Below are 22,538 nucleotides of genomic sequence, written 5' to 3'. Positions count from 1 at the left end.
GGCGCGGGGATGCGTTTTGCCGAGCACCGCTTTGGCGGTGCCTTTCCAGTGCGCGGCCATGCTCTGTGAGGGCCGCAAGAGATCAGGTTTCCGGGACGTTCATGCCGCAAAAGGTTCGAATCGCGCTTGACGCCATGGGTGGCGATGTCGGCGCATCGGTCGTCGTTCCCGGCGCCGCCATCTCTTTGAAACGGCATCCCGACAGCGAATTCCTGCTTTTTGGCGACAGCAAACAGATCAATGAGCAGCTTGCAAAATATCCGGCGCTGAAAAAGGCCTCGCGCGTGGTCCATACCGACGTGACCATCAGCATGCACGACAAACCGAGCCAGGCGCTGCGCCGCGGCCGCAAGAACTCGTCGATGTGGCTTGCGATCGACGCCGTGAAAAAGGGCGAGGCCGATGTGGCGGTTTCCGCTGGCAATACCGGCGCGCTGATGGCGATGGCGCGCTTCCATCTGCACACCATGCCCGGCATCGACCGGCCGGCCATTGCCGGCGTATGGCCGACAGCGCGCGGCGATTCCGTCGTACTCGATCTCGGCGCCAGCATCGGCGGCGATGCGCATCATCTGGTGTCGCTCGCGGTCATGGGCAGCGCGATGGCGAGCGTGCTGTTCGGCCTGAAGCGTCCGACCGTCGGCCTGCTCAATATCGGGGTTGAGGAGGTCAAGGGCGGCGAGGAGATTCGTAAAGCCTCGGAACAGCTCCGCGCGATGAACCTTCCAGAGCTCGACTATATCGGCTTCGTCGAGGGCGACGGGATCGGCGCGGGCGCGGCTGACGTGATCGTTTCGGAGGGTTTCAGCGGCAATATCGCATTGAAGTCCGCGGAAGGCACCGCACGCCAGATGGCGGATTTTCTGCGCAATGCGATGGCGAGCAGCTGGCAATCCAAGATTGGCTATTTGTTCGCCCGCAGCGCCTTCAAGGCGCTGCGGGAAAAGCTCGATCCGAATAAATCCAATGGTGGTATGCTGCTTGGATTGAAAGGTTTGGTTGTTAAAAGCCACGGCGGAATCAACGCCGAAGGCTTTGCCTACGCAGTTGATGTTGGCTATGAGATGGTCCGCTGCGATCTCCTCACCAAGATCAGTGCGCTGGTACAGGCGCAGATCGCGCAGGAGGTTGTCTCGTGACTGCTATACGTTCGGTCGTGCTCGGCTGCGGCTCATATTTGCCGGAGCGGATCCTGACCAATGCCGAATTGGCGACCCGTATTGATACGTCCGACGAGTGGATCGTGCAGCGCACCGGCATCCGCGAGCGCCACGTCGCCGCCGAGGGCGAGTTCACCTCGCACCTGGCGATCAAGGCTGCGCGCGCGGCGTTACATCATGCGAGGCTCGACGCCCAGGCGATCGACCTGATCGTTCTGGCGACCTCGACGCCGGACAACACCTTTCCGGCCACCGCAGTCGCGGTGCAGGACGGCCTCGGCATCAACCACGGCGCTGCCTTCGACCTGCAGGCGGTCTGCTCCGGCTTCGTCTTTGCGCTCGCGACCGCCGACAATTTCCTGCGCACGGGCACCTACAAGCGCGCGCTGGTGATCGGCGCCGAGACGTTCTCGCGGATTCTGGACTGGAACGACCGCGGCACCTGCGTGCTGTTCGGCGATGGCGCCGGCGCGGTCGTGCTGGAGGCGCAGACGGAGCCGGGCAAATCGAGCGACCGCGGCGTGCTGACGACGCATTTGCGTTCCGACGGTCGCCACAAGTCGAAGCTCTATGTCGATGGCGGTCCGTCCTCAACCCGGACCGTCGGACTTTTGCGGATGGAAGGCCGCGAGGTGTTCAAGCACGCGGTCGGCATGATCACCGACGTGATCGTCGATGCCTTCAACGCCACCGGCCTGACGGCCGACGACATCGACTGGTTCATCCCGCACCAGGCCAACAAGCGAATCATCGATGCTTCGGCGAACAAGCTTCATATTGCACCGCAGAAGGTGGTGTTGACCGTCGACCTGCACGGCAATACGTCGGCCGCGTCGATTCCGCTGGCGCTGGCGGTCGCCGTCAAGGACGGACGCGTCAAGAAGGGCGATCTGTTGCTGTTCGAGGCCATGGGCGGCGGCTTTACCTGGGGTTCCGCGCTCGTGCGCTGGTAGGCGCAGCGCAACAACACCGATTAAAATTGTACCCTTGTTCCATGCGTCTGCATGATGGTCGCTGTTGACCATTGCGTGCTAACCTCCTAATTTCAGGGAATAAATTGTTCGCCGAGAGTGCGGGGCAGGCGATGACCGGGACCGGAAAAACAGTCACACGTGTCGATTTGTGCGAGGCGGTTTACCAGAAGGTGGGCCTGTCGCGAACGGAATCGTCCGCGTTTGTCGAACTCGTTTTGAAAGAGATCACTGACTGCCTGGAAAAGGGCGAGACGGTGAAGTTGTCGTCGTTCGGCTCGTTCATGGTGCGCAAGAAGGGTCAGCGGATCGGACGTAACCCGAAGACAGGTACCGAAGTGCCTATTTCGCCGCGTCGTGTGATGGTGTTCAAGCCGTCAGCTATTCTGAAGCAGCGGATCAACGGCCACGCGCCCGGCAATGGTGAAAGCAAGACCGACTAGCGAGACCGAGTAACACGGCCGCGTGACAACAAGGCGAGTACTGCGTCTTCACCAACAAGATGAGTTGAGAGGAGCTGGCATTTGGACAAGGCGCCGGATGCGTTCCGCACCATCAGCGAAGTCGCTGAAGAGCTTGATATTCCCCAGCACGTGCTGCGGTTCTGGGAGACTCGGTTCGCCCAGATCAAGCCGATGAAGCGAAGCGGCGGGCGGCGTTACTACCGCCCCGACGACGTCGACCTGCTCAAGGGCATCCGCCGGCTGCTCTACGGCGAGGGCTACACCATCCGCGGCGTGCAGCGGATCCTCAAAGAGCACGGCATCAAATCGGTGCAGGGCCTTGCCGACCAGACTTCCGCCGTCACTTTCGGCGCCGTCGAGGAGGCGATTGGTCTCAGCCTGCAGGAGCCCGAGGAGGGCGAGACGCCGACCGTCGATGCCGACGACGAGGATTACGAGACCGAAGAGAAAGAAATCGACTACCGCTTTGCCGATACCGACGACGACGGCATTTTGCTGCCGTTCGCCAAGGGTAAGCCCGGGCCCTCGGACGCCAACCGCGAGCGCCTCGAACGGGTGCTGCAGGACCTGGTCGCCTGCCGGCAATTGCTGGACAACGCCCTGAAGGACGGCTGAGGGGCGGGCGGGGAACTGGCCGGCTGCCGGCCTCAATGAGGCCGCTCGCGCGTCTTGCGCCGGGCGCTGATCGCAGCTAATGGAACGGCATCGGAGCGTGGCGCAGCCCGGTTAGCGCACTAGTCTGGGAGACTAGGGGTCGGAGGTTCAAATCCTCTCGCTCCGACCAATTTACCCAACATTTTGGGCGGCCTCTTTCGTAATCCTACGAAGGCGTGCCAGACTTAGCGGCCTCATCGCGATAGTTCTCGAGCTTCTGGATCGCGTTCGCCGCCAGCACGCCGCGCCGGGCAAGGTACAGGTCAATGACCTTTTGGGCCTTGTCGACTGTCCAAGTTATCGCCTCGGCGATCTCCGGCGCCGTAGCGCCGGCCTCGGCGAGTAAGGTTGCCACCCACAGGTTCAGCACTGCCGGCGTAATCGGCGATCGGCCTCACGCGCGCTTCTTTGTTGCCGATCAAACGTTGGCGCGCCTCGGCATTTGCTAACCGCAGCTCTGTATCTTCGTGGTAATCGCGGAAGATATCGCCGCGACAGTAATGCGTAAGAGCCGTCGCTGTATCAACCCAGCGGCGGCTTTTTCGCGAGGGTTTACCTTGGCGGGCCCTTTCTTTCGCCGGATTTCTGTCACCATCTTTCGTCTGTTCGAATCTATGGGGAGTCATGGACGTGGCAACAGGTACGGTGAAGTGGTTCAACGCGACAAAGGGCTATGGATTTATCCAGCCCGAGACTGGCGGCAAGGACGTGTTCGTCCATATCTCGGCCGTCGAGAGAGCGGGTCTGAGCAGTCTGAATGAGGGTGCGAAGGTAAGCTACGAAGTTGTGGCCAACCGTGGCAAAGAATCCGCCGAAAACCTCAGGGTAGGTTGATCCGGCACTTACGTTCCGGTCTTGACCGTCGCTAGATGCCGAGCACCCAGACGGCCACGATGGCCCCGAGCACAGCTACTCCGCTGACGGTCCAGCCGGTCAGGTAAGCCGCACCGTCCGTTTCCGGTCGATCAACCATGCTGTCGCGCCACTGGCTCACGGCGGTCTCCTCTGGATTGATACTGCCTCTGGTCAGTAGGTCGTTGGCGGAGGCCAAAGGTTCAACGAGCGCGGAGGGCGCGCCCCGTGGCCTCATTCCCGGGCTGAGCGGTCCTGCGCCCGGGGCGCTGGAAAGTAAGTCCGCCCGAGCGGAACCGGCGGATCGGACTACGCAGCGCGAAAGTGACCCGCGACATCGGCGAGGTCGATGCGCGACGATCTAGCCGAGGTACCTGAACGCCGATGCGCGCGGCCACCCCGGTAAGTTTGCCTTAACCCCACCCCACGCACCGATCCGCGATTAACGTTCCCGGCATATTCTGGGTGTTATAGATGCCCCGATACAACCGCTCCGGGGCGTTGAGCCATGAATTTCTTGATGCGTGCGGCTTTTGTTTTGGGTGGCATTTTTCTGGGCATAAACCTGATCAACTACTTCGTCCTCGGCAACACCGCGGATTACCTCCCGGGCGGACAACGTATGGGCGAATGGAAAGAGGCCAAGATACGCGAAGCCTGTTATCCCGCGCTTGAAAGTCCCGAGCGCGATGAGCTGCTGCCAAAGCTCACGAGCAACGAACATCGTGTCGACTGGCGAGACCTCACCCGCGCGAAAGAGATAACGGCGGCGCTGAACTGCTATCTCGTCACCCATCCGAACGCAGTCTGCGAGCGGAACAATCGCGCCTACATCGTCGACTACATCAATCGTTATTTCGCGAAGTTCGATGAAATGATGAATACCGCCAAGCGATATGGCGAATCCGAGATGTCCACGGTCAGGAATCTCTGGGACAGCCCTCGCAACCGGGCGATCAACGCGGCCTTGATGCTCGATACAGGCAATGGCCGCCTGATCAAGGCTGATTTCGGCTGGACCGTCCCAGCGGCAATGAAGCCGATGCTCGATCAGTACAAGGGCACGATCGACAACTGCCCCAGGGCTTAGCAGCGGGAGCTTGAAAATTGATCCGTCAGGCTCTCACCCTCATCCTGGCTTTCGTCGGAGGCTTCCTCGCGGTCGGTGCGTGGATCTGGGCCCCGAATATATCGAGTGCGATGTCAAGTTTCGTCTCGGTCGGGCCCAGTGTTTCGTTGTTCGCCGACGCCAATCGCCTCGGCCGGCCGGAGGTCGCGCCGGTCGTGCGGAGCTGCATTTTCCGCGTTGTGGACGTCGGTCCGGACGCCGAGAAGATGCAGCCAAGTGCCGGATACTTCATCCTGAAGGCCGGCAGCATGCAGGCGAGCGTTGCCGCCATGGTCGGCAAGCCAGGTCCGAGATCCGACAACCAGACGGTTTTTTTGGCCATCAAATGGGGAGAGTTGGCGGGCTGCATTTATGCGCAGGACGATCGCGAACTCTGCGACTCCGATAACCGCGCGGCGATGGTCGAGGCCACCACGAAGTTCTTCGCTTTCGCAAAGCAGGCGGAAGCGTCCAAGCCGGCGATCCCAGCTGAAGAAGCACGCGTCATCGAAAATCTTGGCGATAAATTGTTGAGCGCGCTCAAGAACCACCGGCGCTATGGCACGCTTGTCGCTGCTGATTTCAGCAGCTTCGCCGCGCCCGAGATAATGCGGATCATGCGTGAGGGGAAAGCGACCAGCGACATCTGCAAGCGTTGACATCGGGGCGGACGGAGTATTGCGAGCTGCGCGCGCCGACGCTGCCTGTATCGGCAACCGGTCCGGCGGCGTTTCCGATTCGGCGCCCGGGTGGCTCGCGCGAGGCGGCTGCGTAAATTCCGTCGCACGAAAACGTCCGCGAGAACTTCGAACCGCCTGTCGCACGGGCGGCTTTACCGGCAGTCGCGAGCTGTTACTGTCCTGTCGGCACGGGCTCCGCTTCCATGAGGGCTCCAACTCAAAAAAGCCGAGGTAACGAACTCCATGAAGGACTTTGCCGGAAAGTTTGCCGTGATCACCGGAGGCGGCACGGGCATGGGTCGCGAACTCGCGCGCCAGCTCGTGGCCGAAGGCTGCAACGTCGCGATGTGCGACGTTTCTCTGGAGGCGATGGCCGAGACCAAGCGCATGTGCGAGGCGGAAAAGCTGCCGCAGGGCCTGCGCATCACCACGCATGTCGCCGATGTCTCGATCGAGAACCATCTCCAGCGTTTTCGCGACGAACTGATCGAGCAGCAAGCGACCGACAAGATCCATCTGCTGTTCAACAATGCCGGCATCGGCGGCGGCGGCAGCCTGTTCACCAACACGCGCGAACAGTGGGAGCGCACCTTCAATATCTGCTGGGGCGGCGTCTATCTCGGCGTCCGCACCTTCCTGCCGCTGATGATGAAGGCGGACGAGGCCCACATCGTCAACACATCGAGCGTCAACGGTTTTTGGGCGTCGGTAGGATTGGGCGCGTCGCATACCGCCTACAGCGCCGCCAAGTTCGCGGTGAAAGGGTTTACCGAAGCGCTGATGACGGACCTGCGGCTCAACGCGCCGCACATCAAATGCTCCGTCGTGATGCCCGGGCATATCGGCACCTCGATCGTTTCCAATTCGCGCAAGATCCAGAGCGGATCGGAATCCGAAGAACTGAGCCCGAATGAAATCCTGGCGACGCGGCAGCGCCTGAAGGGCATGGGCATCGACACCGCGCCGATGTCCGACGACGACATCCAGAAGATCGCGCTCGACCGTGCCCGCACTTTCCGTGACGAGGCGCCGACCACGGCGGCGGCTGCGGCAAAGATCATCCTCGACGGGGTCAAGGCCGAGCGCTGGCGCATTCTCGTCGGCGACGACGCCCACAAGCTCGACGAGCGGGTGCGGCAGGCCCCGGAAAAGGCCTACACGCCGGAGTTCTACAAGAGCTTTACGGAAGAGGTCGGCTGGCGGCTGGGTTAGAGTCTCGCGGTTCTGATTTTGAATCAGAACCGCAGCTCCTCCTTGTTGACGCGTTTTCTCAACTCACACCGGATCACGTGCAAGGGCCTGCCTCGCCTGAAAACGCGTTTTGCCTTATCCGCGCACGACGCGCTGGCGCGAGCCCGGACGATAGGCGAGGCGGTGGTGGCCCGAACAATAGGGCATGCCTTCAATTGGCGTGTTGCCGCAAAAGCAGAAATCCTCGGCGCCGGGCGTGCTGATCGGCCAACGGCACCGTTCGTTGCTGAGTTCGAACAGCGAGCAGCGGCGTTCGCTGGCGATCGGCTCCTCCTGGAGCGGCTGCGCGTTTTCGTAGACGGCCTGCAGGATTTGATACTGCAGCCTGGGAATGGATTTCCTGGAGCGCTCCCGGGCGGCCTTGGTCGGGCGCGGTTCGGCACGGGCCGGGCCGCGCGTCAACTGGAGGCGGGCAAGTTTGCCGATGACGGCGTTGCGGCTGACGCCGATGCTGGCCGCGATCTCGCGGCAGGTAAGCCCGGCTTCAAAATGACTCTTCAGCAATTCGACGCGGTCGGTCGTCCAGGTCGGTAGATGCGTAAGCATTTTCTCGGTTCCACGTTCTGTGTGAACCGCCGCGTTCCCAAAAATTCCCGTCAGGACGCCTTGCCGTTGTCGCGGATCGCAAGCAGCCCGTCCTTGATGGCGAGCCGAATGCCTTCCTCGATCAAAGTCCTTGCGACGCCGGGAACGCTGGTGCCGTGGGTGCCCTGTCTCACCAGTCTTTCGAGATAGTTGATGGTCGAGAGCGCCAACGTAACGGGAACGCGGTCGGTTTCGGCTTTTTCTGTAGCCATGGGGAACGCTAACTTTTAAACGATGTACTGAAAAGTTACTATTTCGACTCTATTTAGTTTTACACACATGAGTCAAACAGCTTGTGGATAGCTTCCTATCCATTTGAAAAAGCGGTTAAAAATCCGAGGCGGGGTCTGTGGACGGGCTGCGCGCCGGTTGAACGGAGCTCCCGCCGGGGCTCGGCAGCGCTCGCGGGCGCGGCGAAACGATCCAGCCGCGTGTCCATTTCTTGATTGCCTCGCGCTACCGGGAATGCCGATGATGTCCGGAGACGACTGCAAGGGGCGCAATGACGGTAACGAACGGTCTCTACACCATCCAGATCGAGATGACGGACGGCGGGCATGGCCGCGCCAACGGCGTGATCGTGCTGCATGAAGGCAAGATCGCCGGCGGCGACTCATATTTCTATTACACGGGCTCCTATCGCGCCGATCGCGGCAAATGGCGCGGCGAATTGATCACCAACGAGCACACGAAATCGGTCGGCAGTCTGCCGCTGTTCGGCGGGCGTGAAGTCACCTGCGGCTTTACCGGTGGCTATTCCGCCGACGCGGCGGAAGTGAACGGTACGGCGCTGGTCGGAAAAACCAGCGTGGTGTTTCATGCCAGGCTGCAGCTGCGTTCGGAGTTTTGAAGGCGGGTTAGATCATGATGCGATAGACGCATCATGATCTCCATCTCTTTAGTTTGAGCATGATCTCCGCGCAAACGCGTTCCGCGTTTGTCGCGAGGGAAAACCGGTCTCTACTTTTCTGGATCATGCTCTAGCCGTGCACGACCGTCTTCGCAATCATGCAGTGAATACCCTTGGAGCCGTTGACGGTCTGCGTCACCCGCAAATCGGCGGCGAGGCTGCACAGCGTGTAGGCGTCCTCGCGGGACAGATTGCGCTTCTCGCCGAGCAAGACAATCATGTCGCGCAGCGCGCGCACCACGCATTGATCGAGATCGGGGTCCATCGCCATCGTCATGTAGTGATCAGGCGTTTCCGCGCGCGGATAATCAAGCCGCAGATCCTTGCGCAGTGTCAGGCGGAAGCGGCCCTGCAGCGCGGTCTCTATCGCGGTGACACAGACTTCGCCATCGCCCTGCACGCCGTGGCCGTCGCCGCAGGAAAACAGCGCGCCCGGCACGAACACCGGCAGATACAGTTTGGCGCCGGCGCCCAGTTCCTTGTTGTCGAGGTTGCCGCCCATCGCGCGCGGGATCAGCGAGGTGATGCGGCCCCAGGCGGGCGGCGGCGCCACGCCCATCACGCCAAAGAATGGCTTAAGCGGCAGGTCGAGGCCCCACGGCATCCGGCCCACCATCCGTTCGCGATCGAGCGGAATGTTCAGGATCCGCGTCTCGTGGAAATCATCGGGCAGGGTGCCCGCCAGCGGACGGATCAGATTGTAGCCCCAGTCCTGCCGGAGCTGGACGTCGAGGATATCGACCTCCAGCACGTCGCCGGGTTCGGCACCGGCCACCGCAACCGGCCCGGTGAGAATGTGGCCTGGCACCATGCGCTCGCTCCGCGCGTGAATATCGGCAAGCTCGGGAGGGACGTGAAACCTGGCTCGGTCAGGCACCACGTCCGCGCCGCCGCTCACAGTGTCGATGGTGACTTCATCACCGCTGGCAATGGTCAGGACGGGCTTCAATTTGGCTTCGAAGAAGCCCCAGTGGCAGGTTTCGGGGCTGGAATGCAGGTGATGATGGGGCATGAGGAGGGCTTTTGGTTGCTGCAATGGCGTCGTATGACGCTGTAGCAGACATTGTCAGAGGCTTCCCTTGTTTTTTGTCCTGTCCAAAACGCTCGGCTACCTGCTGTTGCCGACGAATTTTCTGATCGCCATCGGGTTCGTCGGCGCCATTCTGATGGCGACGCGCTTTGCATGGCTCGGCCGGAAGCTCGTGATATCAGCCGTGTTGCTCCTTGTGATTTGCGGGCTGTCGCCACTCGGAAAAGCTCTGCTCTATCCCCTCGAGCAGCGCTTCCCGTCATGGGACGCCGCGCGCGGCGCACCTGATGGCATCATCGTGCTGGGGGCATCAATTGAAGCCGATCTCTCCGTGGCGCATGGAACGCCGGTGGTGCGCGGCGCGCCGGACCGGATCATCGCTGCCGCCGCGCTGGCGAGGCGATATCCCAATGCGCGCGTGGTTTTTTCCGGCGGCAGCGCGAACCTCGTCTCGAACGATGCCAGGGAAGCCGATTTCGCCGGCGCCATCTTCGAAAGCCTCGGCGTCGACAAATCGCGGCTGATCATGGAACGGGGATCGCGCAACACCCAGGAGAACGCCGAATTCGCCAAGGCGCTGCTCAAGCCGAAGCAGGGCGAACGATGGGTGCTGGTGACCTCGGCCTTTCACATGCCGCGATCGGTCGGCTTGTTCCGAAAAGCGGGATTTGCGGTGGAGCCCTATCCCGTCGATTGGCGGGTCGGCGGACGCGATGACTTAGTGGCGCTTTCAAACGTTGCCGTCGAGGGGCTCGGGCGGACCGACCTTGCGGTGCGCGAATGGATGGGCCTCATCGCATATCGGCTCACCGGCAAGATCGACGAGTTGGTGCCGGGCCCGGCGCCGAAGTAAGAGGTCGCAACCCCCATCGAGCCGGGCTACAATCAGGCAAGGCGCTGTTCAGCGCGCCGATGACGGGAGTTGACGCCATGCAACAGCAGACGCCGGAAGCGCTCGATTTGGCCGGCATGGTGGCCGACCTCAACAGCCTGCTTCGCCTGAAGACGACCGTGATCGGCATCAAGATGTTTGCCCGCGTCGAGGAGATGACCGCGATTCCGAAAATCCGCCGTCCCTCGGCGGTGCATACCACCGACCAGATCGTCAGCATGGCCTCGCGGCTCGGCTGGACCGTCGGCATCACCGGTGACGATCTGGTCGGCGCGCAATGTCGTGCGGTCATCGGGCTGGCGCCGCAGGACGAAAAGTTTCTCGCCGGCGAAAACTATGTCGGCGTCTGGCACGGCACGGCCGAGGACGCGCGCAAGCGCCAGGAAGCGCTCGACGTCGTGCCTTTCGGCCGGTACCAGGCGATGGCGGTGAGCCCGCTCACCAGCGGCCGGCTCAACCCGCCCGACATCTGCCTGGTCTATGCGACGCCCGGTCAGATGATTATCCTGATCAACGGCCTGCAATATACCGGCTACAAGAAGTTCGAATGGGGCGTGGTCGGCGAGACGGCGTGCGCGGATTCCTGGGGCAGGGCGCTCAAGACCGGCGAGCCAAGCCTGTCGCTGCCGTGCTTTGCCGAGCGGCGCTATGGCGGCGTGCCTGATGAAGAGATGCTGATGGCGCTGCAGCCTGCGCATCTGGCAAAGGCCATCGTGGGCATGAAGCAACTGGCGAAGAACGGCCTGCGCTATCCGATCGCGCCCTATGGTATCCAGGCCGATGTGCGCGCCGGCATGGGCGTGTCCTACGCGAAGAAATAGGCTTGCGAAAGCGAGAGGAAACCGTCATTGCGAGCGAAGCGAAGCAATCCATGGCGCCGCAAGAGGGAGATGGATTGCTTCGCTCCGCTCGCAAATGACGAGAAGTACTAAAGGGAATCCAAGTATGTCTTCGTCGAAATTCGACATCGTCGTCTATGGCGCCACCGGCTTCACCGGGCAGCTCGTCGCCGAATATCTCGCCGCGCAATACAAGGGCGACGCCAATCTGAAATGGGCGATGGCCGGGCGCAGCAAAGACAAGCTCGCCTCCGTCCGCGACGCGATCGGCGCGCCTGCCGATACGCCGCTCCTTGTGGCCGATGCCAGAGATCCCGCCTCGCTCAAAGCGATGGTGGATCAGACGAAATCCGTGATCAGCACGGTCGGCCCGTATCAGTTTTATGGCAACGAGCTGCTTGCGGCCTGCGTGGCCTCGGGTACCGACTATTTCGATCTCTGCGGTGAGCCGCTGTGGATGCGGGAGATGATCGACAAGCACGAAGCAGCGGCGAAAGCAAACGGCGCGCGCATCGTGTTTTCGTGCGGGTTCGACTCGGTGCCGTTCGAACTCGGCGCCCTCTTTGTGCAAGAGGAAGCCAAGCGGGTGTTCGGCTCGCCGGCTTTACGCGTCAAGGGTCGCGTACGCGACATGCGCGGCACCCTGTCCGGCGGCACCGCCGCGAGCGCCAAAGCTACCTTCGACGCAGTTGCCAAGGATCTCAGCCTCGTTGCGATCCTCAAGGATCCGTTCGCGCTGACGCCCGGGTCCAAGGGGCCAAAACAGCCGCCGGGCAGCAAGCCCACCTACGAGGAAGACCTGCAGTCCTGGGCCGCGCCGTTCATGATGGCGCTCATCAACACCCGTAACATCCATCGCTCGAACATGCTGATGGGTTTTCCGTACGGGAAGGAGTTCGTCTACGACGAAATGGTGCTGACGGGGGCTGGCGAGAAGGGCGAAGCCAACGCCAAGCTGGTGATGGCCGCAAACACCGAAAAGACCGGTCCGAACGCGCCGAAGCCGGGCGAAGGGCCGTCGAAGGAAGAGCGCGAGAACGGGCTCTATGATCTGCTCTACGTCGCCATCGCCCCCGATGGTCGTCAGGTCCGCGCCGCAGTGAAGGGTGACCGCGATCCCGGCTATGGCTCGACGTCAAAGATGATCTCGGAATGCGCGATCTGCCTGCTGCGCGATACGCCGGACGTGCCGGCGGGAATTTGGACGCCGGGGGCGGCGATGCAGCACAAGCTGATCAAGCGGCTTGTCGATCATGCTGGGTTGACGTTCACGGTGGAGAAATAGCGTCGAATTGTACGGTGGGTTACGTCGGTGCCATAATTGCGGAATTGCTGTTCGCCTTCCAGCGTTCGGCGGCGACGAACATGCCCCACATCGTGCCCAGCATCATCCAGAAATGCCGCCAATGGTCGGTATCGATGATAAAGCTCTCGCCGACTGTGCCGAGGAAGGCTGCGAAGACGGCCAGATAGGTCGGCTGCCAGGGCACGCGGACGAACACATAGCGGAAGCTCGTCAGCACCGTGACGAAAATTAGCGCGGGATAGCAGACGCCGGAGAGCCAGCCGCCCGACATGAACGCGTTCAGGTAGGAATTGTGGGTGTCTTCGGGAAAGAAGCGATTGAACTGCAGCGGCCCGATGCCGAAGGGCAAGCCCAGCGCCATCTCGGCGCCGAGGATATGCCGGCCGAAGCGGCCGAAACGGCCCTCGTCATAGCTCTGGTCGAAACTGGCGCGCTGTTTGAACAGCTGCGAGATGGAATCGAACGACAGCAATACCGCGACCAGCGCGGCCGCCAGCACCACCACGACCAGCGCCATGACGATGATGCGCGAGCGCTGCGACTGCGAGCGGCTGGTCAGCACCATCAGCGCCAGCATGACGGCGGAGGTGATGACGAGCATGCCCCACGCCGCGCGTGAAAACGCCAGCAGGATCGCCAGCGACATGATGCCGAACGCGATCGCGTTGCGGAGCGATTTGCCGAACTTGTCCGAAACGACGCTTTGCAGCGCGAACAGCGCAGGCAGGATAAGGAACGCACCGTATACGTTCGGGTCCTTGAAGGTGCCGCGGGCACGGTCGTACAGCGTCAGCAGGTCGCGCCCACCGGGAACGAGATTGAAATAACCCGCGATGCCGGCGAGCGAAGCAATCACGGCGCCGAGGACGAGGCCGCGCCGGAGCATGTCGAGCCGCGCCGCGGTGTCCTCGGAGATGACCATCGCGAAGAAGATGACAGTGACCGCCATGTACCAGGAGGTTGCGATCCAGTTCGGCACGTTCGGGCGGTCCATCACGGCGACCGCGCTGATGCTGTAGCCGATATTGATCAGGAACAGGAGCAACAGCAGCGGGATGAACACCAGCCGCATCCGCAACCCCGTTGCGAAGAAGATCAGCGAGGCGGCCAGCGTCGCCAGCTCATAGGGCGAGGGTTCGATAAAGACGATGGCGCCGCATGCGCCGACCAGCCACACCATCGCGCGCTGCAAGGCAAGCACGCCGGGCGCGGCCGTCATCGATGGGAGCGATCCCCCGGCTGTCGCCGCATACGCCATTACACACTCACGCAACGCAACAAAACAATGCAGCCGCTACTTGCGTCATTGCGAGGAGCGGAGCGACGAAGCAATCCCTCTTTCCCAGCGTTGCGCCGTGGATTGCTTCGCTGCGCTCGCAATGACGGCGAGGTATCCTCAACTCAATACGCGTTCTCGCTTTTGGTCATCAGCGCCAGCGGCGTCTTGAGCAGAATGTAGAGATCGAACAGCACCGACCAGTTCTCGATGTAATAGAGATCGAACTCGACGCGCTTCTGTATCTTCTCGTCGGTATCGACTTCGCCGCGCCAGCCGTTGATCTGCGCCCAGCCGGTGATCCCCGGCTTGACGCGGTGGCGCGCGAAATAGCCGTCGACGGCCTCGTCGAACAACCGGCTCTGCAGCTTGCCCTGCACGGCGTGGGGACGGGGACCGACCAGCGAAAGGTTGCTCTTGAACACGACGTTGAAGAGCTGCGGCAATTCGTCGAGGCTGGTCTTGCGGATGAAGCGCCCGACGCGCGTGACGCGGGGATCGTTTTTGGTTACGACCTTGGAGGCGGTCGGATCGGCCTGATGGTGGTACATCGAGCGAAATTTGAAGACGTCGATGCGTTCGTTGTTGAAGCCGAATCTTTTCTGGCGGAACAGCACCGGCCCCGGGCTGTCGAGCCTGACCGCAAGCGCGACCAATCCCATCACCGGCAGTGCCAGCACCAGGATCACGAAGCCGACGACGTGGTCGAACAGCCACTTCATCACCAGGTCCCAGTCGGTGATCGGCGCCTCGAACACGTCGAGAGTGGGCACCTCGCCGAGATAGGAATAGGAGCGGGGGCGGAAGCGCAGCTTGTTGGTATGGGCTGAGAGGCGGATGTCGACCGGCAGCACCCACAGCTTCTTCAGCATCTCCAGAATGCGGGTCTCGGCCGAGATCGGCAGCGCGAACAGCACGAGGTCGATGCGGGTGCGGCGCGCGAATTCGACGATGTCGTCGACCTTGCCGAGCTTGGGGCTGCCGGCGCAGGTATCCAGCGCGCGGTCGTCGTTGCGGTCGTCGAACACGCCGAGCACCTGGATGTCGGAATCATCCTGGGTCTTGAGCGCCTGGACGAGTTGCTCGCCGTTCTCGTCCGCGCCCACGATGATGGTGCGGCGGTCGAGCCGGCCCTGACGGGCCCAGCCACGCACCAGCGAGCGCAGGAACACCCGCCCGGTCACCAGCGCCGCAATACCGCCAAGGAAAAACGCCGTGAGCCAGAGTCGCGAAATTTCGCTGCCGAGCTTGACGATGAAGGAGGCGCCGATGAACAGCAGGAACACGAACGCCCAGGATGAAATCATCCGGGTCATCTGGCGAAGGTGGCCGCGGAATAGCTGCACCTGGTAGATATCGGCGGCCTGGAAGCAGATCACGGCCGTTGCGGCCACGCCGAAGATCGCCGCGAGAAATTCCCAGTAGAAGCCGGAGAGGGGGACGACATATCCGAAATAAAGCGCGACGCCGATCGCGCTGAGCATCGCAAAATCCATGACGCGAACTGCGCCTGCGATCACGATCGGCGAATAGGCGCGGCCGACTTTCTGGTTGCTGACGGCAATAGCGGCCGAGGTAAGTCTGCGGCGCCGTTCGATCGGTGGGTGATCGGCGGTGACGGTCATCGCGGCCGTTGCCGCGGCATCGAGCATCGAGCGTGCGTTAATCGGTTCCACTGGTCCACGTCCGTTCTGGAGCATGCACATAGGAGCGTGCCTGCCGGTGCGGAATTCCCCACGCCCACGGCTTACGGGACAAATCGGAAGAAACGGTTACGTTGGTAAAGAACGGTTAACGATTGGCAAACGCGTCGCGATATCCGGCAAAGACGCCCTCGACCATCGCCTTCTGCGAAAAATGCATGAAGATTCGCTCGCGCAGCGATTTCGCCCGCGCGGTCGCTGCCGCCGGATCCTTCAGCGCGGCTTCGATCGCTTCCGCCATCGCGGCCGCGTTGCTGGGAGCAAACAAGGCATCGCCATGCGGACCGAAAATCTCGGGGATGCCGCCGATGTTGGCGGCGACCATTGGAATCCCTGCAGCCGCCGCCTCGATCACGACATAGGGCATCGAGTCGCCGCGGGAGGGAACCACCAGCAGCGAGCCTTTGGAGAAGCCGAAGCGCGCCTTGACGTGGCCGATGAACCGCACGGCGTCGCCGAGGCCGAGCTGTTCCACCTGGCCTTTGAGGCTTGCGCTTTCCTCGCCGTCGCCGGCGAGCGTGAGCGTCACCGGACGGCCGCCGGCGCGCAGCCGTGCCACCGTGTCGATCAGGAGGTCGGCGCCCTTGATGTGCCGGAACTCGCCAACATAGATCAGGTCGGTGGCGTCATCGGCCTTCACGACCGCGTCGAATTCAGTGGCGGTGACGCCGTTGAACACGCAGCGCACCAGTCCCTTCGGCGTGCCGATGGTGCGCTGATAGGTGTCGCGCGCAAACGCGCTTTCGAACAGGAACAGGTCGGTATCGTTCATCAGCGCGCGTTCGACGCGGGCGTAGATGTTGCCCTTCAGCGTCGCCACCGGATAATGCAGCGAGCCGCCATGGGGGGTGTAGACCCGGATCCTGTCGCGGGAAGCGGTCCGCAAACGCATGAAGGCGCCGGCCTTGGCGCCGTGACCGTGCAGCACGTCCGGCTTCAGTTCGCGGATCATGCGCTGGAACCGGGCCCACACCAGCATGTCGGTCGGAAGCGGCTCGCGACGAATGGCCGTGCGGTGAACGCCGAGCTTGAGGCGCGGGGCGATTTCCGCCAGCGCCTGCTCGGCGCGTTCGCCGCCGGTGAGGCTGTCGGCGATGATGCCGACGTGATGGCCGCGGTCGGCCTGGCCGTTGGCGAGATCGAGGATATGGCGGAAAATGCCGCCGACAGGCGCGCGCGTGGCGTGCAGGATACGAAGCGGCTGACCGTCAACGACAGGCATGATCAGAACCAGCGCTCGCCGAAGAGCACGAGCGCAGCAACCAGACATGGGATTCGAGCGGGTACGCCTCGCATTACTAGAGTCCTGAAAAAAATGTCGCCCGATTAAGGCCTTTGATGGTTAACAAAAAATGACCGCGTGCCAATAGCCCGTGTTTGCGGGCCGCGAAATGGGGCAAATTAACCCAGCGGCAACCATAATGGAGTGTACTCGGGCCAGGTTCGAGTGGACCAGCAGTGGCGTCCGCGGGAGTGTGCGATGCGTTTGGCGTTCTGGCGTGCAGGCAAGGATAAGCCGGTGGTGCAGCGGGCGATGGCAAGGCCTGCGCCTTCGGCCCCGAAGCCCGTCGCCGCATCAGAATCCGGCGATCTCGATCTGCATGCGCTCGGCCAGACGCTGATGCGCAAGCGAAGTTTGATCATCGTCCCGACGGTTCTGGTGCTGGTGGCATCGCTGGCCGCGGTCAATATGATCACCCCTCGGTTCAAGTCGGAAGCGCGCATCCTGGTGGATGGGCGCGAAAACGTATTCCTGCGGCCGACCGGCGAGCGCAACGAGGAGCGCAGCGCGCTCGACGCCGAAGCCGTGACCAGTCAGGTGCAACTCGTGCAGTCGCGCGACCTGGCCCGCGAGATCATCAAGAAGAACAGACTGGCCGAACTCCCAGAATTCGATCCGGTGTTGCGTGGCGCTTCGCCGGTCAAGTCGCTGCTCGCCTTGATTGGCGTTGTGCGCGATCCGTTTTCGCTCACTCCGGAAGAGCGCGTGCTGGAGGCCTATTACGAGCGCTTCACGGCCTATGCGGTCGACAAGTCCCGCGTCATCGTCATCGAATTCCAGTCGCGCGATCCCGATCTGGCCGCCCGCGTCGCCAATTCGATCGCGGAAGGCTATCTGGTGCTGCAGCAGGACGCGCGGCAGGATCAGGCAAAGGACGCGGTCAAATTTTATACCGGCAGGATCGACGAGTTGCGCAAGGAGGTTTCGCAGGCCGAATCGCGGGTCGAGGAGTTTCGTTCCAAGTCGAGCCTGTTCGTCGGCACCAACAACACCACGCTGTCCAATCAGCAGATGGGCGAGCTCAACACCCAGCTCAACAACGCGCGTGCACTGAAGTCGGATGCGGAAACCAAGGCGCGGCTGATTAAGGAGATGCTTGATACCGGTAGGCCGATCGAAGCTTCCGAAATTCTCAATTCAGAGCGGATCCGCGGGTTGTCGGAGCGGCGCGCCACGCTGCGCACCCAGCTTGCCGAACAGTCTTCCACGCTGCTTGGCGGCCATCCCCGTATCAAGGAATTGAAGGCGCAGCTCGCCGATATCGATCGGCAGTTGCGTGAGGAGGCGGGCACGGTGTCCCGCTCGCTGGAGAACGACGCGCGTATTGCCGGCGGCCGGGTCGAAAGTGCCGTGGCAAGCCTCGAACAGTCGAAGAGACAGGCGTCCTCGAGCAACGGCCAGGACGTTCAGCTCCGCGCGCTCGAGCGCGATGCCAAGGCGAAACGCGACCAGCTGGAGTCCTTTCTCGCCAAATATCGCGACGCGAGCGCGCGTGAAAACCTCGAGGCGACGCCGACCGACGGCCGCATCATCTCGCGGGCCACCGTTTCCAACACCCCGGCCTATCCGAAGAAGCTGCCGATCGTGCTGATCGCGACGCTGGCGACCTTGCTGCTCACCTCGGGTGCTATTGTGACCGGCGAGCTGTTGCGCATGACCGCGCCGCGGAGACCCGGTGCGGCGTCGCCGGAAGTTGTGCGCGAAATCGCGCCCGAAATCGTCATAGCTGCTCCGCCGGAACCGGTGCGTGCGCCGGCGATCGCGCCAGAGCTTCCCGTGGCGGACCTCGCTGACGTGGATCACGCCGAGCCGGTGTTGAATGAACCGCGCGTGGACAGCCCTCGCATGGACACCGCGGCGGAAATCGGTGAAATCGAGCAAATGGCGGATGTTCTGGTTGGGGCAGGCACCGCGGCGCGCAAGGTGACCGTGCTCGGCACGGCATCGAGCGAGAGCATCACGCTGACTGCGCTGACGCTGGCGCGGCTGATGGCCCAGCAGGCGAAAGTCGTGGTCGTCGATCTCGTGGCTTCCTCGCCGATGATGACGGCAGCATCGGCCGATCCGGTTGCGCCCGGGCTTGCCGAACTGATGCAGGGTGAGGCGTCGTTCGCGCAGATCATCACCAAAGACCGGCTGTCGCGCGTTCATCTCGTCGGCGCCGGACGCCCGGGTTTCGACCGCGCGCAGCTCCAGTCGCCGAGGTTGACGCTTGCGATCGACGCGCTGCTGCGGGTCTATGACCATGTGCTTATGGACGCCGGCACGGCCTCCGATCTGCCGGCCGAATTGCTGACGTCACAGGCGCAGGCAGTCGTGGTGCCCGAAGCATCGATGACGCAAGATGCGCGCGCGCTGATGTGCGACCAGCTCAGGGCGGTCGGCTTCTCCGAGGTGACGATGCTGAGCAAGCCGTGCGAGGTGTCCGATACGGTCGAGCCGGGCCCGCGCGTGGTAGCGGCGTGAGCGAATTCGTATGGTGGACAAAGCGAAGCGTGCCCACCATTCAACGACTTGAAATCGGATAGATGGTGGGCACGGCGCTATCGCGCCTTTTGCCCACCCTTCGGCATTTTGTTTAGCTGAACGCGCTGCGCAGCTTTTGCGCCATCTCCAGCAGCGCCGGATTGTGCTTCACCAGCCGCTTGGTGCGGTTGAGGCCTGACATCACGCCGGCGGCGAGCTTGCCGCGCTGGCTGAGCGGAATGAAGCTATCGAAGATCGGCTCGTCGCTCTTGCAGAACAGTCGCTTGTAATCGTCCGATCCGATCCCCAGGTCGAGCGCGCCATAACCCTGTCCGGCATAGTGATCGATGATGTCGCGCATCAAAATCAGGCCGGGGCTGTATTTCGAATTCGTCGACATCGTGTAGGTATTGAACATCATCGAGAAGCGATGGCCGTCGGCGACGCCGGCGAAGATCGCGATCACTTCCTCGTCGCATTCCAGCGCGTGGATATCGATGGCGTGCTTGCCGCCGCCGAGCCGCGCGGTGCAGGCGCCGCGGACGAAATCCTCGATGCCGGGATCGGCGAACACGTTCGGCAGCTTCTGTTCGGCCATCCGCAGCGGCTTGACGCGGAAGAACCAGTCGAGCAGCCGCGTGATGTCGGCCTCCGATGACGCGACGTGGCTGCGATAGCCGGGCAGGGACTGCAGCCTGCGTTCCTTGCCCTTGAGGCGGCGCCGGAACGAATTGCTGACCAGCGCCGTGGACGCGGCGCCGGGCTCCATCACCAAGAGCGGGCAATCATTGGCGGAGGGCTGATGCGGCAGCAAGGCAAGCGGATTGGGCAGATCGCGCCAGCGAACCGGTTGCTGGTGCAGTGTGAGGACGTCGGCTTCGGATCGCTGCGCTATCGCTGATATCAGGCCCTCGAGATCGGCTTGCGTTGCGCTTGCGGCGAAATCGCGGTCGAACAGCGCCATGTTGAAGGTGGAATGCTTGCCGCCCATGAAACTGGCGCAACGCGCGCCGTAGGCGTGCCTGAGCGCGAGCGGGAGCAGCACCAGCGGACGGCGTTCCGCGTCGTAGGCGACCACGATAAAAGGAACGAGGCCGTCACGCTCGCCGACCGCCCGCTGCCAGGGACTGAGAAAGTCGAACCGCTGATACGGCGTGAAGAAGGTTTGCGCGCCTTCCAGGCTGCGCCAGATGCCTTCCGCGGCAGTGAGGTCGTGGACGACGTCGATGCCGGCGATGCGGCTCGCTTTCGACCACCCATCTGCATCCGCCGTTCGGTCATCAATCGCGGCAGCCATGGTCATCGCAGAGCCCGTGCTATATGAAATTGTTTACAATTTTCGGCTTTGGCCGACCTTCGCAGGGAAATGTCAACAAAGGGTAATAACAATCCGGCCGCGGCGGGGCAGGCGCGGTCGGAAGTGGGGACGGAGCTTGGCGTCGGATATCGGAATTTTGCGGCGGGCCGGGATGGAGCTCGCCTATTTCAGCGGCTACTTCAGGCTGAAGCAGCGGGAGACCGGCGGTGCCGGCGTCATTTTGCGGTTCGAGCGCGTGCGTCCGCGCGAATCCCGGCCGTTTCAACCGAACCGATGGCGTGAAATCACGCCGCAATTTCTCGACCGGACGATCCGTGCGCTGAAGCGCTGGAACTTCGATCTGATCACGATGGATGAAGTGTGCCGGCGGGCGGTCACGCTGCCGAGGGCTAATCGATTTGCCTGCCTGACCTTCGACAGCGGCTGCAAGGATGTCATCACGCAGGCCTATCCGGTGCTGTCGAAGCACGGCGTGCCCTTCACCGTGTACCTGCCGACCGCGTTTCCGGACGGGCTCGGCGAAGCCTGGTGGCTTGCGCTGGAAGACATGATCGCGCGCGAGGATCGCATCAGCCTGGTGATCGACCGCAAGGAGCGGCGTTTCGCAACAGGCAGCACGCCGGAGAAGTATGACACTTTCGAATTTCTGGCGAGCTGGATGCGGACGCTGCCGCCGCCGGATCTTTCGTTCGCAATCCACGACCTCTGCACGCGCTACTCCGTCGATCTCGCGGCGCTGTCGCGCGCTGCGTCGATGGATTGGGACGATCTGGCGAAGCTCGCCGCCGATCCTCTGGTGACGATCGGCAGCGCAACGGTGAACTATCCCACGCTGTCGAACCTGAAAGAGGCCGACGCGCAACGCGAAATGACCATGGGCAAGGCGGTCGCGGAGACTGCCTTGCATCGCGCCGTCAGGCATTTCGCCTATCCGTTCGGCGATCGGCAATCCTGGCGCCGCGAGCATGTCGTCATAGGGCAGGAGGCAGGTTTCGCCAGCGCGGTATCGACGATCGCGGGGGTCGTCGAGGCCAAGGGATATACAAATCTGCACGCGCTGCCGCGGATCGCCTGGGACGGCCGGCAGCGTTCGCTGCGCATGATGCGGGTGATGCTGTCGGGGATGATGTTTCCGCCGGTCAGGCCGACCAGGGACAATTGGGTTTAGGGCGTGAGTTCATAATCCGGAATGCCTATGGGCTTGGCGATGTCCGAATTACCCTCGGAAGCGGCCATCTGGCCATCGATGCCTCCGTAAGCCGTTCGCACAGGATGTCTTGCTGAATGCCATTTCGAAAGCTGTTTCTTAGCTAAGAAGAACGCGGAGTCGTCACGCAGCTCGATTAACGGCAAGCCTCAACGGCAAATCGTCATCCATTTTGAACTCCAAAAATCCGCTTAGATTGCAAAAAGATGCCACTTTTTCCCGATTAGGTTGCGGTTACCGAACAGACGGCATGGAACAATCGGCCTGTAATCAGCAATGGGTGGATTAAGAGGGGGCCCATGGCTCGAGAGCGTAGACGCGGCCGACACGCAGTGACCTTTGAAGAGCGACTGGCGGAAGAAGCACGGAAGTTCAAAGAGGCGGCCGAACAGCAACCTCCCGGCAGCAGGGCCCGAGAATTGCTCTTGCGGCGAGCTCGGCAGGCCGAGACGGCATCGCACATCAACGAGTGGCTGACATCGCCCGGACTGCAACCGCCCAAGGCATTGGAAAACTGGCTCTCTGATCAGAAGAAGTAAGGCCGACTCAATTGGCAGCCTTCGATTTCGGCATCGGCTCCGTAG

The 22,538-nt window shown here is 62.3% G+C and carries 23 protein-coding genes and 1 tRNA gene; 16 read left to right on the top strand and 8 right to left on the bottom strand.

Translation table 11 applies throughout. From position 1 onward, the window contains the following. Positions 1–101 precede the first annotated feature (101 nt). The 5 genes from plsX (at position 102) to C7G61_RS07885 (ending at position 3,379) form a co-directional block, all read left to right on the top strand. Positions 102–1,139: a phosphate acyltransferase PlsX gene (gene plsX / locus C7G61_RS07905; protein WP_108513554.1), complete on the top strand. Its 1,038-nt coding sequence runs from the start codon at positions 102–104 to the stop codon at positions 1,137–1,139. After that, on the top strand, positions 1,136–2,113 hold the full coding sequence (locus C7G61_RS07900; protein ID WP_108513553.1) for a beta-ketoacyl-ACP synthase III: 978 nt from the start codon (positions 1,136–1,138) through the stop codon (positions 2,111–2,113). Before plsX ends, C7G61_RS07900 begins: the two co-directional genes overlap by 4 nt. Positions 2,114–2,244: 131 nt before the next feature. Further along, complete coding sequence (locus C7G61_RS07895) at positions 2,245–2,574, top strand: integration host factor subunit alpha (RefSeq protein ID WP_057845762.1); 330 nt, start codon at positions 2,245–2,247, stop codon at positions 2,572–2,574. Positions 2,575–2,655: 81 nt separating this feature from the next. Further along, positions 2,656–3,210, top strand: coding sequence for a MerR family transcriptional regulator (locus C7G61_RS07890; RefSeq protein WP_108513552.1), 555 nt, complete (start codon positions 2,656–2,658; stop codon positions 3,208–3,210). 91 nt (positions 3,211–3,301) lie between these two features. Further along, a tRNA-Pro gene (locus C7G61_RS07885) sits at positions 3,302–3,379 on the top strand. A 36-nt stretch (positions 3,380–3,415) separates the two neighbouring features. Here C7G61_RS07885 and C7G61_RS07880 read toward each other — a convergent pair. Further along, positions 3,416–3,619 carry a hypothetical protein gene (locus C7G61_RS07880; RefSeq protein WP_244608187.1) on the bottom strand — a complete coding sequence of 68 codons (204 nt, stop codon included), beginning with the start codon at positions 3,617–3,619 and terminating at the stop codon, positions 3,416–3,418. Positions 3,620–3,873: 254 nt separating this feature from the next. On the opposite strand from C7G61_RS07880, the gene C7G61_RS07875 reads away from it, so the two are divergent. The 4 genes from C7G61_RS07875 to C7G61_RS07855 all read left to right on the top strand — a co-directional run bounded on the left by C7G61_RS07875 (position 3,874) and on the right by C7G61_RS07855 (position 7,101). Beyond that, positions 3,874–4,083 (top strand): cold-shock protein, encoded by a 210-nt coding sequence (locus tag C7G61_RS07875; RefSeq protein ID WP_249805689.1) that lies wholly within the window; start codon positions 3,874–3,876, stop codon positions 4,081–4,083. A gap of 526 nt (positions 4,084–4,609) precedes the next feature. Continuing rightward, positions 4,610–5,191, top strand: coding sequence for a hypothetical protein (locus tag C7G61_RS07865; protein WP_108513550.1), 582 nt, complete (start codon positions 4,610–4,612; stop codon positions 5,189–5,191). 287 nt (positions 5,192–5,478) lie between these two features. Further along, the gene (locus C7G61_RS43825; RefSeq protein WP_145963577.1) at positions 5,479–5,868 is read left to right on the top strand and encodes a hypothetical protein; all 390 of its coding nucleotides are present in this window, start codon (positions 5,479–5,481) and stop codon (positions 5,866–5,868) included. A 264-nt stretch (positions 5,869–6,132) separates the two neighbouring features. Next, entirely contained in the window at positions 6,133–7,101 is a 969-nt protein-coding gene (locus C7G61_RS07855; protein ID WP_108513548.1) for an SDR family oxidoreductase, read from the top strand. 114 nt (positions 7,102–7,215) lie between these two features. Here C7G61_RS07855 and C7G61_RS07850 read toward each other — a convergent pair whose 3' ends face one another. Together C7G61_RS07850 and C7G61_RS07845 are read right to left on the bottom strand one after the other, a co-directional pair. Then, a complete protein-coding gene (locus C7G61_RS07850; protein ID WP_108513547.1) occupies positions 7,216–7,686 on the bottom strand; it encodes a GcrA family cell cycle regulator in 471 nt (156 codons plus the stop codon). 50 nt (positions 7,687–7,736) lie between these two features. Next, a complete protein-coding gene (locus C7G61_RS07845; RefSeq protein ID WP_057839093.1) occupies positions 7,737–7,937 on the bottom strand; it encodes a hypothetical protein in 201 nt (66 codons plus the stop codon). A 290-nt stretch (positions 7,938–8,227) separates the two neighbouring features. On the opposite strand from C7G61_RS07845, the gene C7G61_RS07840 reads away from it, so the two are divergent. Continuing rightward, positions 8,228–8,575 carry a GrlR family regulatory protein gene (locus C7G61_RS07840; protein ID WP_108513546.1) on the top strand — a complete coding sequence of 116 codons (348 nt, stop codon included), beginning with the start codon at positions 8,228–8,230 and terminating at the stop codon, positions 8,573–8,575. Between the two features lie 130 nt (positions 8,576–8,705). On the opposite strand, the gene C7G61_RS07835 is transcribed toward C7G61_RS07840, so the two are convergent. After that, entirely contained in the window at positions 8,706–9,647 is a 942-nt protein-coding gene (locus tag C7G61_RS07835) for an acetamidase/formamidase family protein (protein ID WP_108513545.1), read from the bottom strand. A gap of 67 nt (positions 9,648–9,714) precedes the next feature. On the opposite strand from C7G61_RS07835, the gene C7G61_RS07830 reads away from it, so the two are divergent. The 3 genes from C7G61_RS07830 (at position 9,715) to C7G61_RS07820 (ending at position 12,681) form a co-directional block, all read left to right on the top strand. Further along, positions 9,715–10,518 carry a YdcF family protein gene (locus C7G61_RS07830; RefSeq protein ID WP_108513544.1) on the top strand — a complete coding sequence of 268 codons (804 nt, stop codon included), beginning with the start codon at positions 9,715–9,717 and terminating at the stop codon, positions 10,516–10,518. Positions 10,519–10,595: 77 nt separating this feature from the next. After that, the gene (locus tag C7G61_RS07825) at positions 10,596–11,378 is read left to right on the top strand and encodes a DUF169 domain-containing protein (protein WP_108513543.1); all 783 of its coding nucleotides are present in this window, start codon (positions 10,596–10,598) and stop codon (positions 11,376–11,378) included. Between the two features lie 124 nt (positions 11,379–11,502). Then, complete coding sequence (locus C7G61_RS07820) at positions 11,503–12,681, top strand: saccharopine dehydrogenase family protein (RefSeq protein WP_108513542.1); 1,179 nt, start codon at positions 11,503–11,505, stop codon at positions 12,679–12,681. A 19-nt stretch (positions 12,682–12,700) separates the two neighbouring features. Here C7G61_RS07820 and C7G61_RS07815 read toward each other — a convergent pair whose 3' ends face one another. The 3 genes from C7G61_RS07815 to C7G61_RS07805 all read right to left on the bottom strand — a co-directional run bounded on the left by C7G61_RS07815 (position 12,701) and on the right by C7G61_RS07805 (position 16,903). Further along, positions 12,701–13,960 (bottom strand): O-antigen ligase family protein, encoded by a 1,260-nt coding sequence (locus tag C7G61_RS07815; protein WP_108513541.1) that lies wholly within the window; start codon positions 13,958–13,960, stop codon positions 12,701–12,703. Between the two features lie 143 nt (positions 13,961–14,103). Further along, a complete protein-coding gene (locus C7G61_RS07810; RefSeq protein WP_190241723.1) occupies positions 14,104–15,654 on the bottom strand; it encodes an undecaprenyl-phosphate glucose phosphotransferase in 1,551 nt (516 codons plus the stop codon). A gap of 115 nt (positions 15,655–15,769) precedes the next feature. Continuing rightward, positions 15,770–16,903 (bottom strand): glycosyltransferase family 4 protein, encoded by a 1,134-nt coding sequence (locus C7G61_RS07805; protein WP_108513539.1) that lies wholly within the window; start codon positions 16,901–16,903, stop codon positions 15,770–15,772. 258 nt (positions 16,904–17,161) lie between these two features. Between C7G61_RS07805 and C7G61_RS07800 the strand changes: the two genes are divergently transcribed. Continuing rightward, entirely contained in the window at positions 17,162–19,429 is a 2,268-nt protein-coding gene (locus C7G61_RS07800) for a GumC family protein (RefSeq protein WP_108513538.1), read from the top strand. A 112-nt stretch (positions 19,430–19,541) separates the two neighbouring features. Here C7G61_RS07800 and C7G61_RS07795 read toward each other — a convergent pair whose 3' ends face one another. After that, the gene (locus tag C7G61_RS07795; protein ID WP_108513537.1) at positions 19,542–20,732 is read right to left on the bottom strand and encodes a GNAT family N-acetyltransferase; all 1,191 of its coding nucleotides are present in this window, start codon (positions 20,730–20,732) and stop codon (positions 19,542–19,544) included. Positions 20,733–20,862: 130 nt separating this feature from the next. Between C7G61_RS07795 and C7G61_RS07790 the strand changes: the two genes are divergently transcribed. Together C7G61_RS07790 and C7G61_RS07785 are read left to right on the top strand one after the other, a co-directional pair. After that, positions 20,863–21,915 carry a polysaccharide deacetylase family protein gene (locus tag C7G61_RS07790; RefSeq protein ID WP_190241722.1) on the top strand — a complete coding sequence of 351 codons (1,053 nt, stop codon included), beginning with the start codon at positions 20,863–20,865 and terminating at the stop codon, positions 21,913–21,915. Positions 21,916–22,286: 371 nt separating this feature from the next. Beyond that, positions 22,287–22,493, top strand: coding sequence for a hypothetical protein (locus C7G61_RS07785; protein WP_338026057.1), 207 nt, complete (start codon positions 22,287–22,289; stop codon positions 22,491–22,493). Positions 22,494–22,538: the final 45 nt, after the last annotated feature.

This window comes from Bradyrhizobium algeriense (genome assembly GCF_003062295.1).
GTDB lineage: Bacteria > Pseudomonadota > Alphaproteobacteria > Rhizobiales > Xanthobacteraceae > Bradyrhizobium > Bradyrhizobium algeriense.
Note: the sequence above shows the minus strand (reverse complement) of the source record. Positions and strands in the feature narration are given on the sequence as shown.

Bases quoted from the DNA above. Each gene is read 5' to 3' on its own strand.
- plsX (WP_108513554.1), top strand. From the start codon at position 102: ATGCCGCAAAAGGTTCGAATCGCGCTTGACGCCATGGGTGGCGATGTC.
- C7G61_RS07895 (WP_057845762.1), top strand. From the start codon at position 2,245: ATGACCGGGACCGGAAAAACAGTCACACGTGTCGATTTGTGCGAGGCG.
- C7G61_RS07875 (WP_249805689.1), top strand. From the start codon at position 3,874: ATGGACGTGGCAACAGGTACGGTGAAGTGGTTCAACGCGACAAAGGGC.
- C7G61_RS07865 (WP_108513550.1), top strand. From the start codon at position 4,610: ATGAATTTCTTGATGCGTGCGGCTTTTGTTTTGGGTGGCATTTTTCTG.
- C7G61_RS43825 (WP_145963577.1), top strand. From the start codon at position 5,479: ATGCAGGCGAGCGTTGCCGCCATGGTCGGCAAGCCAGGTCCGAGATCC.
- C7G61_RS07855 (WP_108513548.1), top strand. From the start codon at position 6,133: ATGAAGGACTTTGCCGGAAAGTTTGCCGTGATCACCGGAGGCGGCACG.
- C7G61_RS07850 (WP_108513547.1), bottom strand. From the start codon at position 7,686: ATGCTTACGCATCTACCGACCTGGACGACCGACCGCGTCGAATTGCTG.
- C7G61_RS07845 (WP_057839093.1), bottom strand. From the start codon at position 7,937: ATGGCTACAGAAAAAGCCGAAACCGACCGCGTTCCCGTTACGTTGGCG.
- C7G61_RS07840 (WP_108513546.1), top strand. From the start codon at position 8,228: ATGACGGTAACGAACGGTCTCTACACCATCCAGATCGAGATGACGGAC.
- C7G61_RS07835 (WP_108513545.1), bottom strand. From the start codon at position 9,647: ATGCCCCATCATCACCTGCATTCCAGCCCCGAAACCTGCCACTGGGGC.
- C7G61_RS07825 (WP_108513543.1), top strand. From the start codon at position 10,596: ATGCAACAGCAGACGCCGGAAGCGCTCGATTTGGCCGGCATGGTGGCC.
- C7G61_RS07820 (WP_108513542.1), top strand. From the start codon at position 11,503: ATGTCTTCGTCGAAATTCGACATCGTCGTCTATGGCGCCACCGGCTTC.
- C7G61_RS07815 (WP_108513541.1), bottom strand. From the start codon at position 13,960: ATGGCGTATGCGGCGACAGCCGGGGGATCGCTCCCATCGATGACGGCC.
- C7G61_RS07805 (WP_108513539.1), bottom strand. From the start codon at position 16,903: ATGCCTGTCGTTGACGGTCAGCCGCTTCGTATCCTGCACGCCACGCGC.
- C7G61_RS07800 (WP_108513538.1), top strand. From the start codon at position 17,162: ATGCGTTTGGCGTTCTGGCGTGCAGGCAAGGATAAGCCGGTGGTGCAG.
- C7G61_RS07795 (WP_108513537.1), bottom strand. From the start codon at position 20,732: ATGACCATGGCTGCCGCGATTGATGACCGAACGGCGGATGCAGATGGG.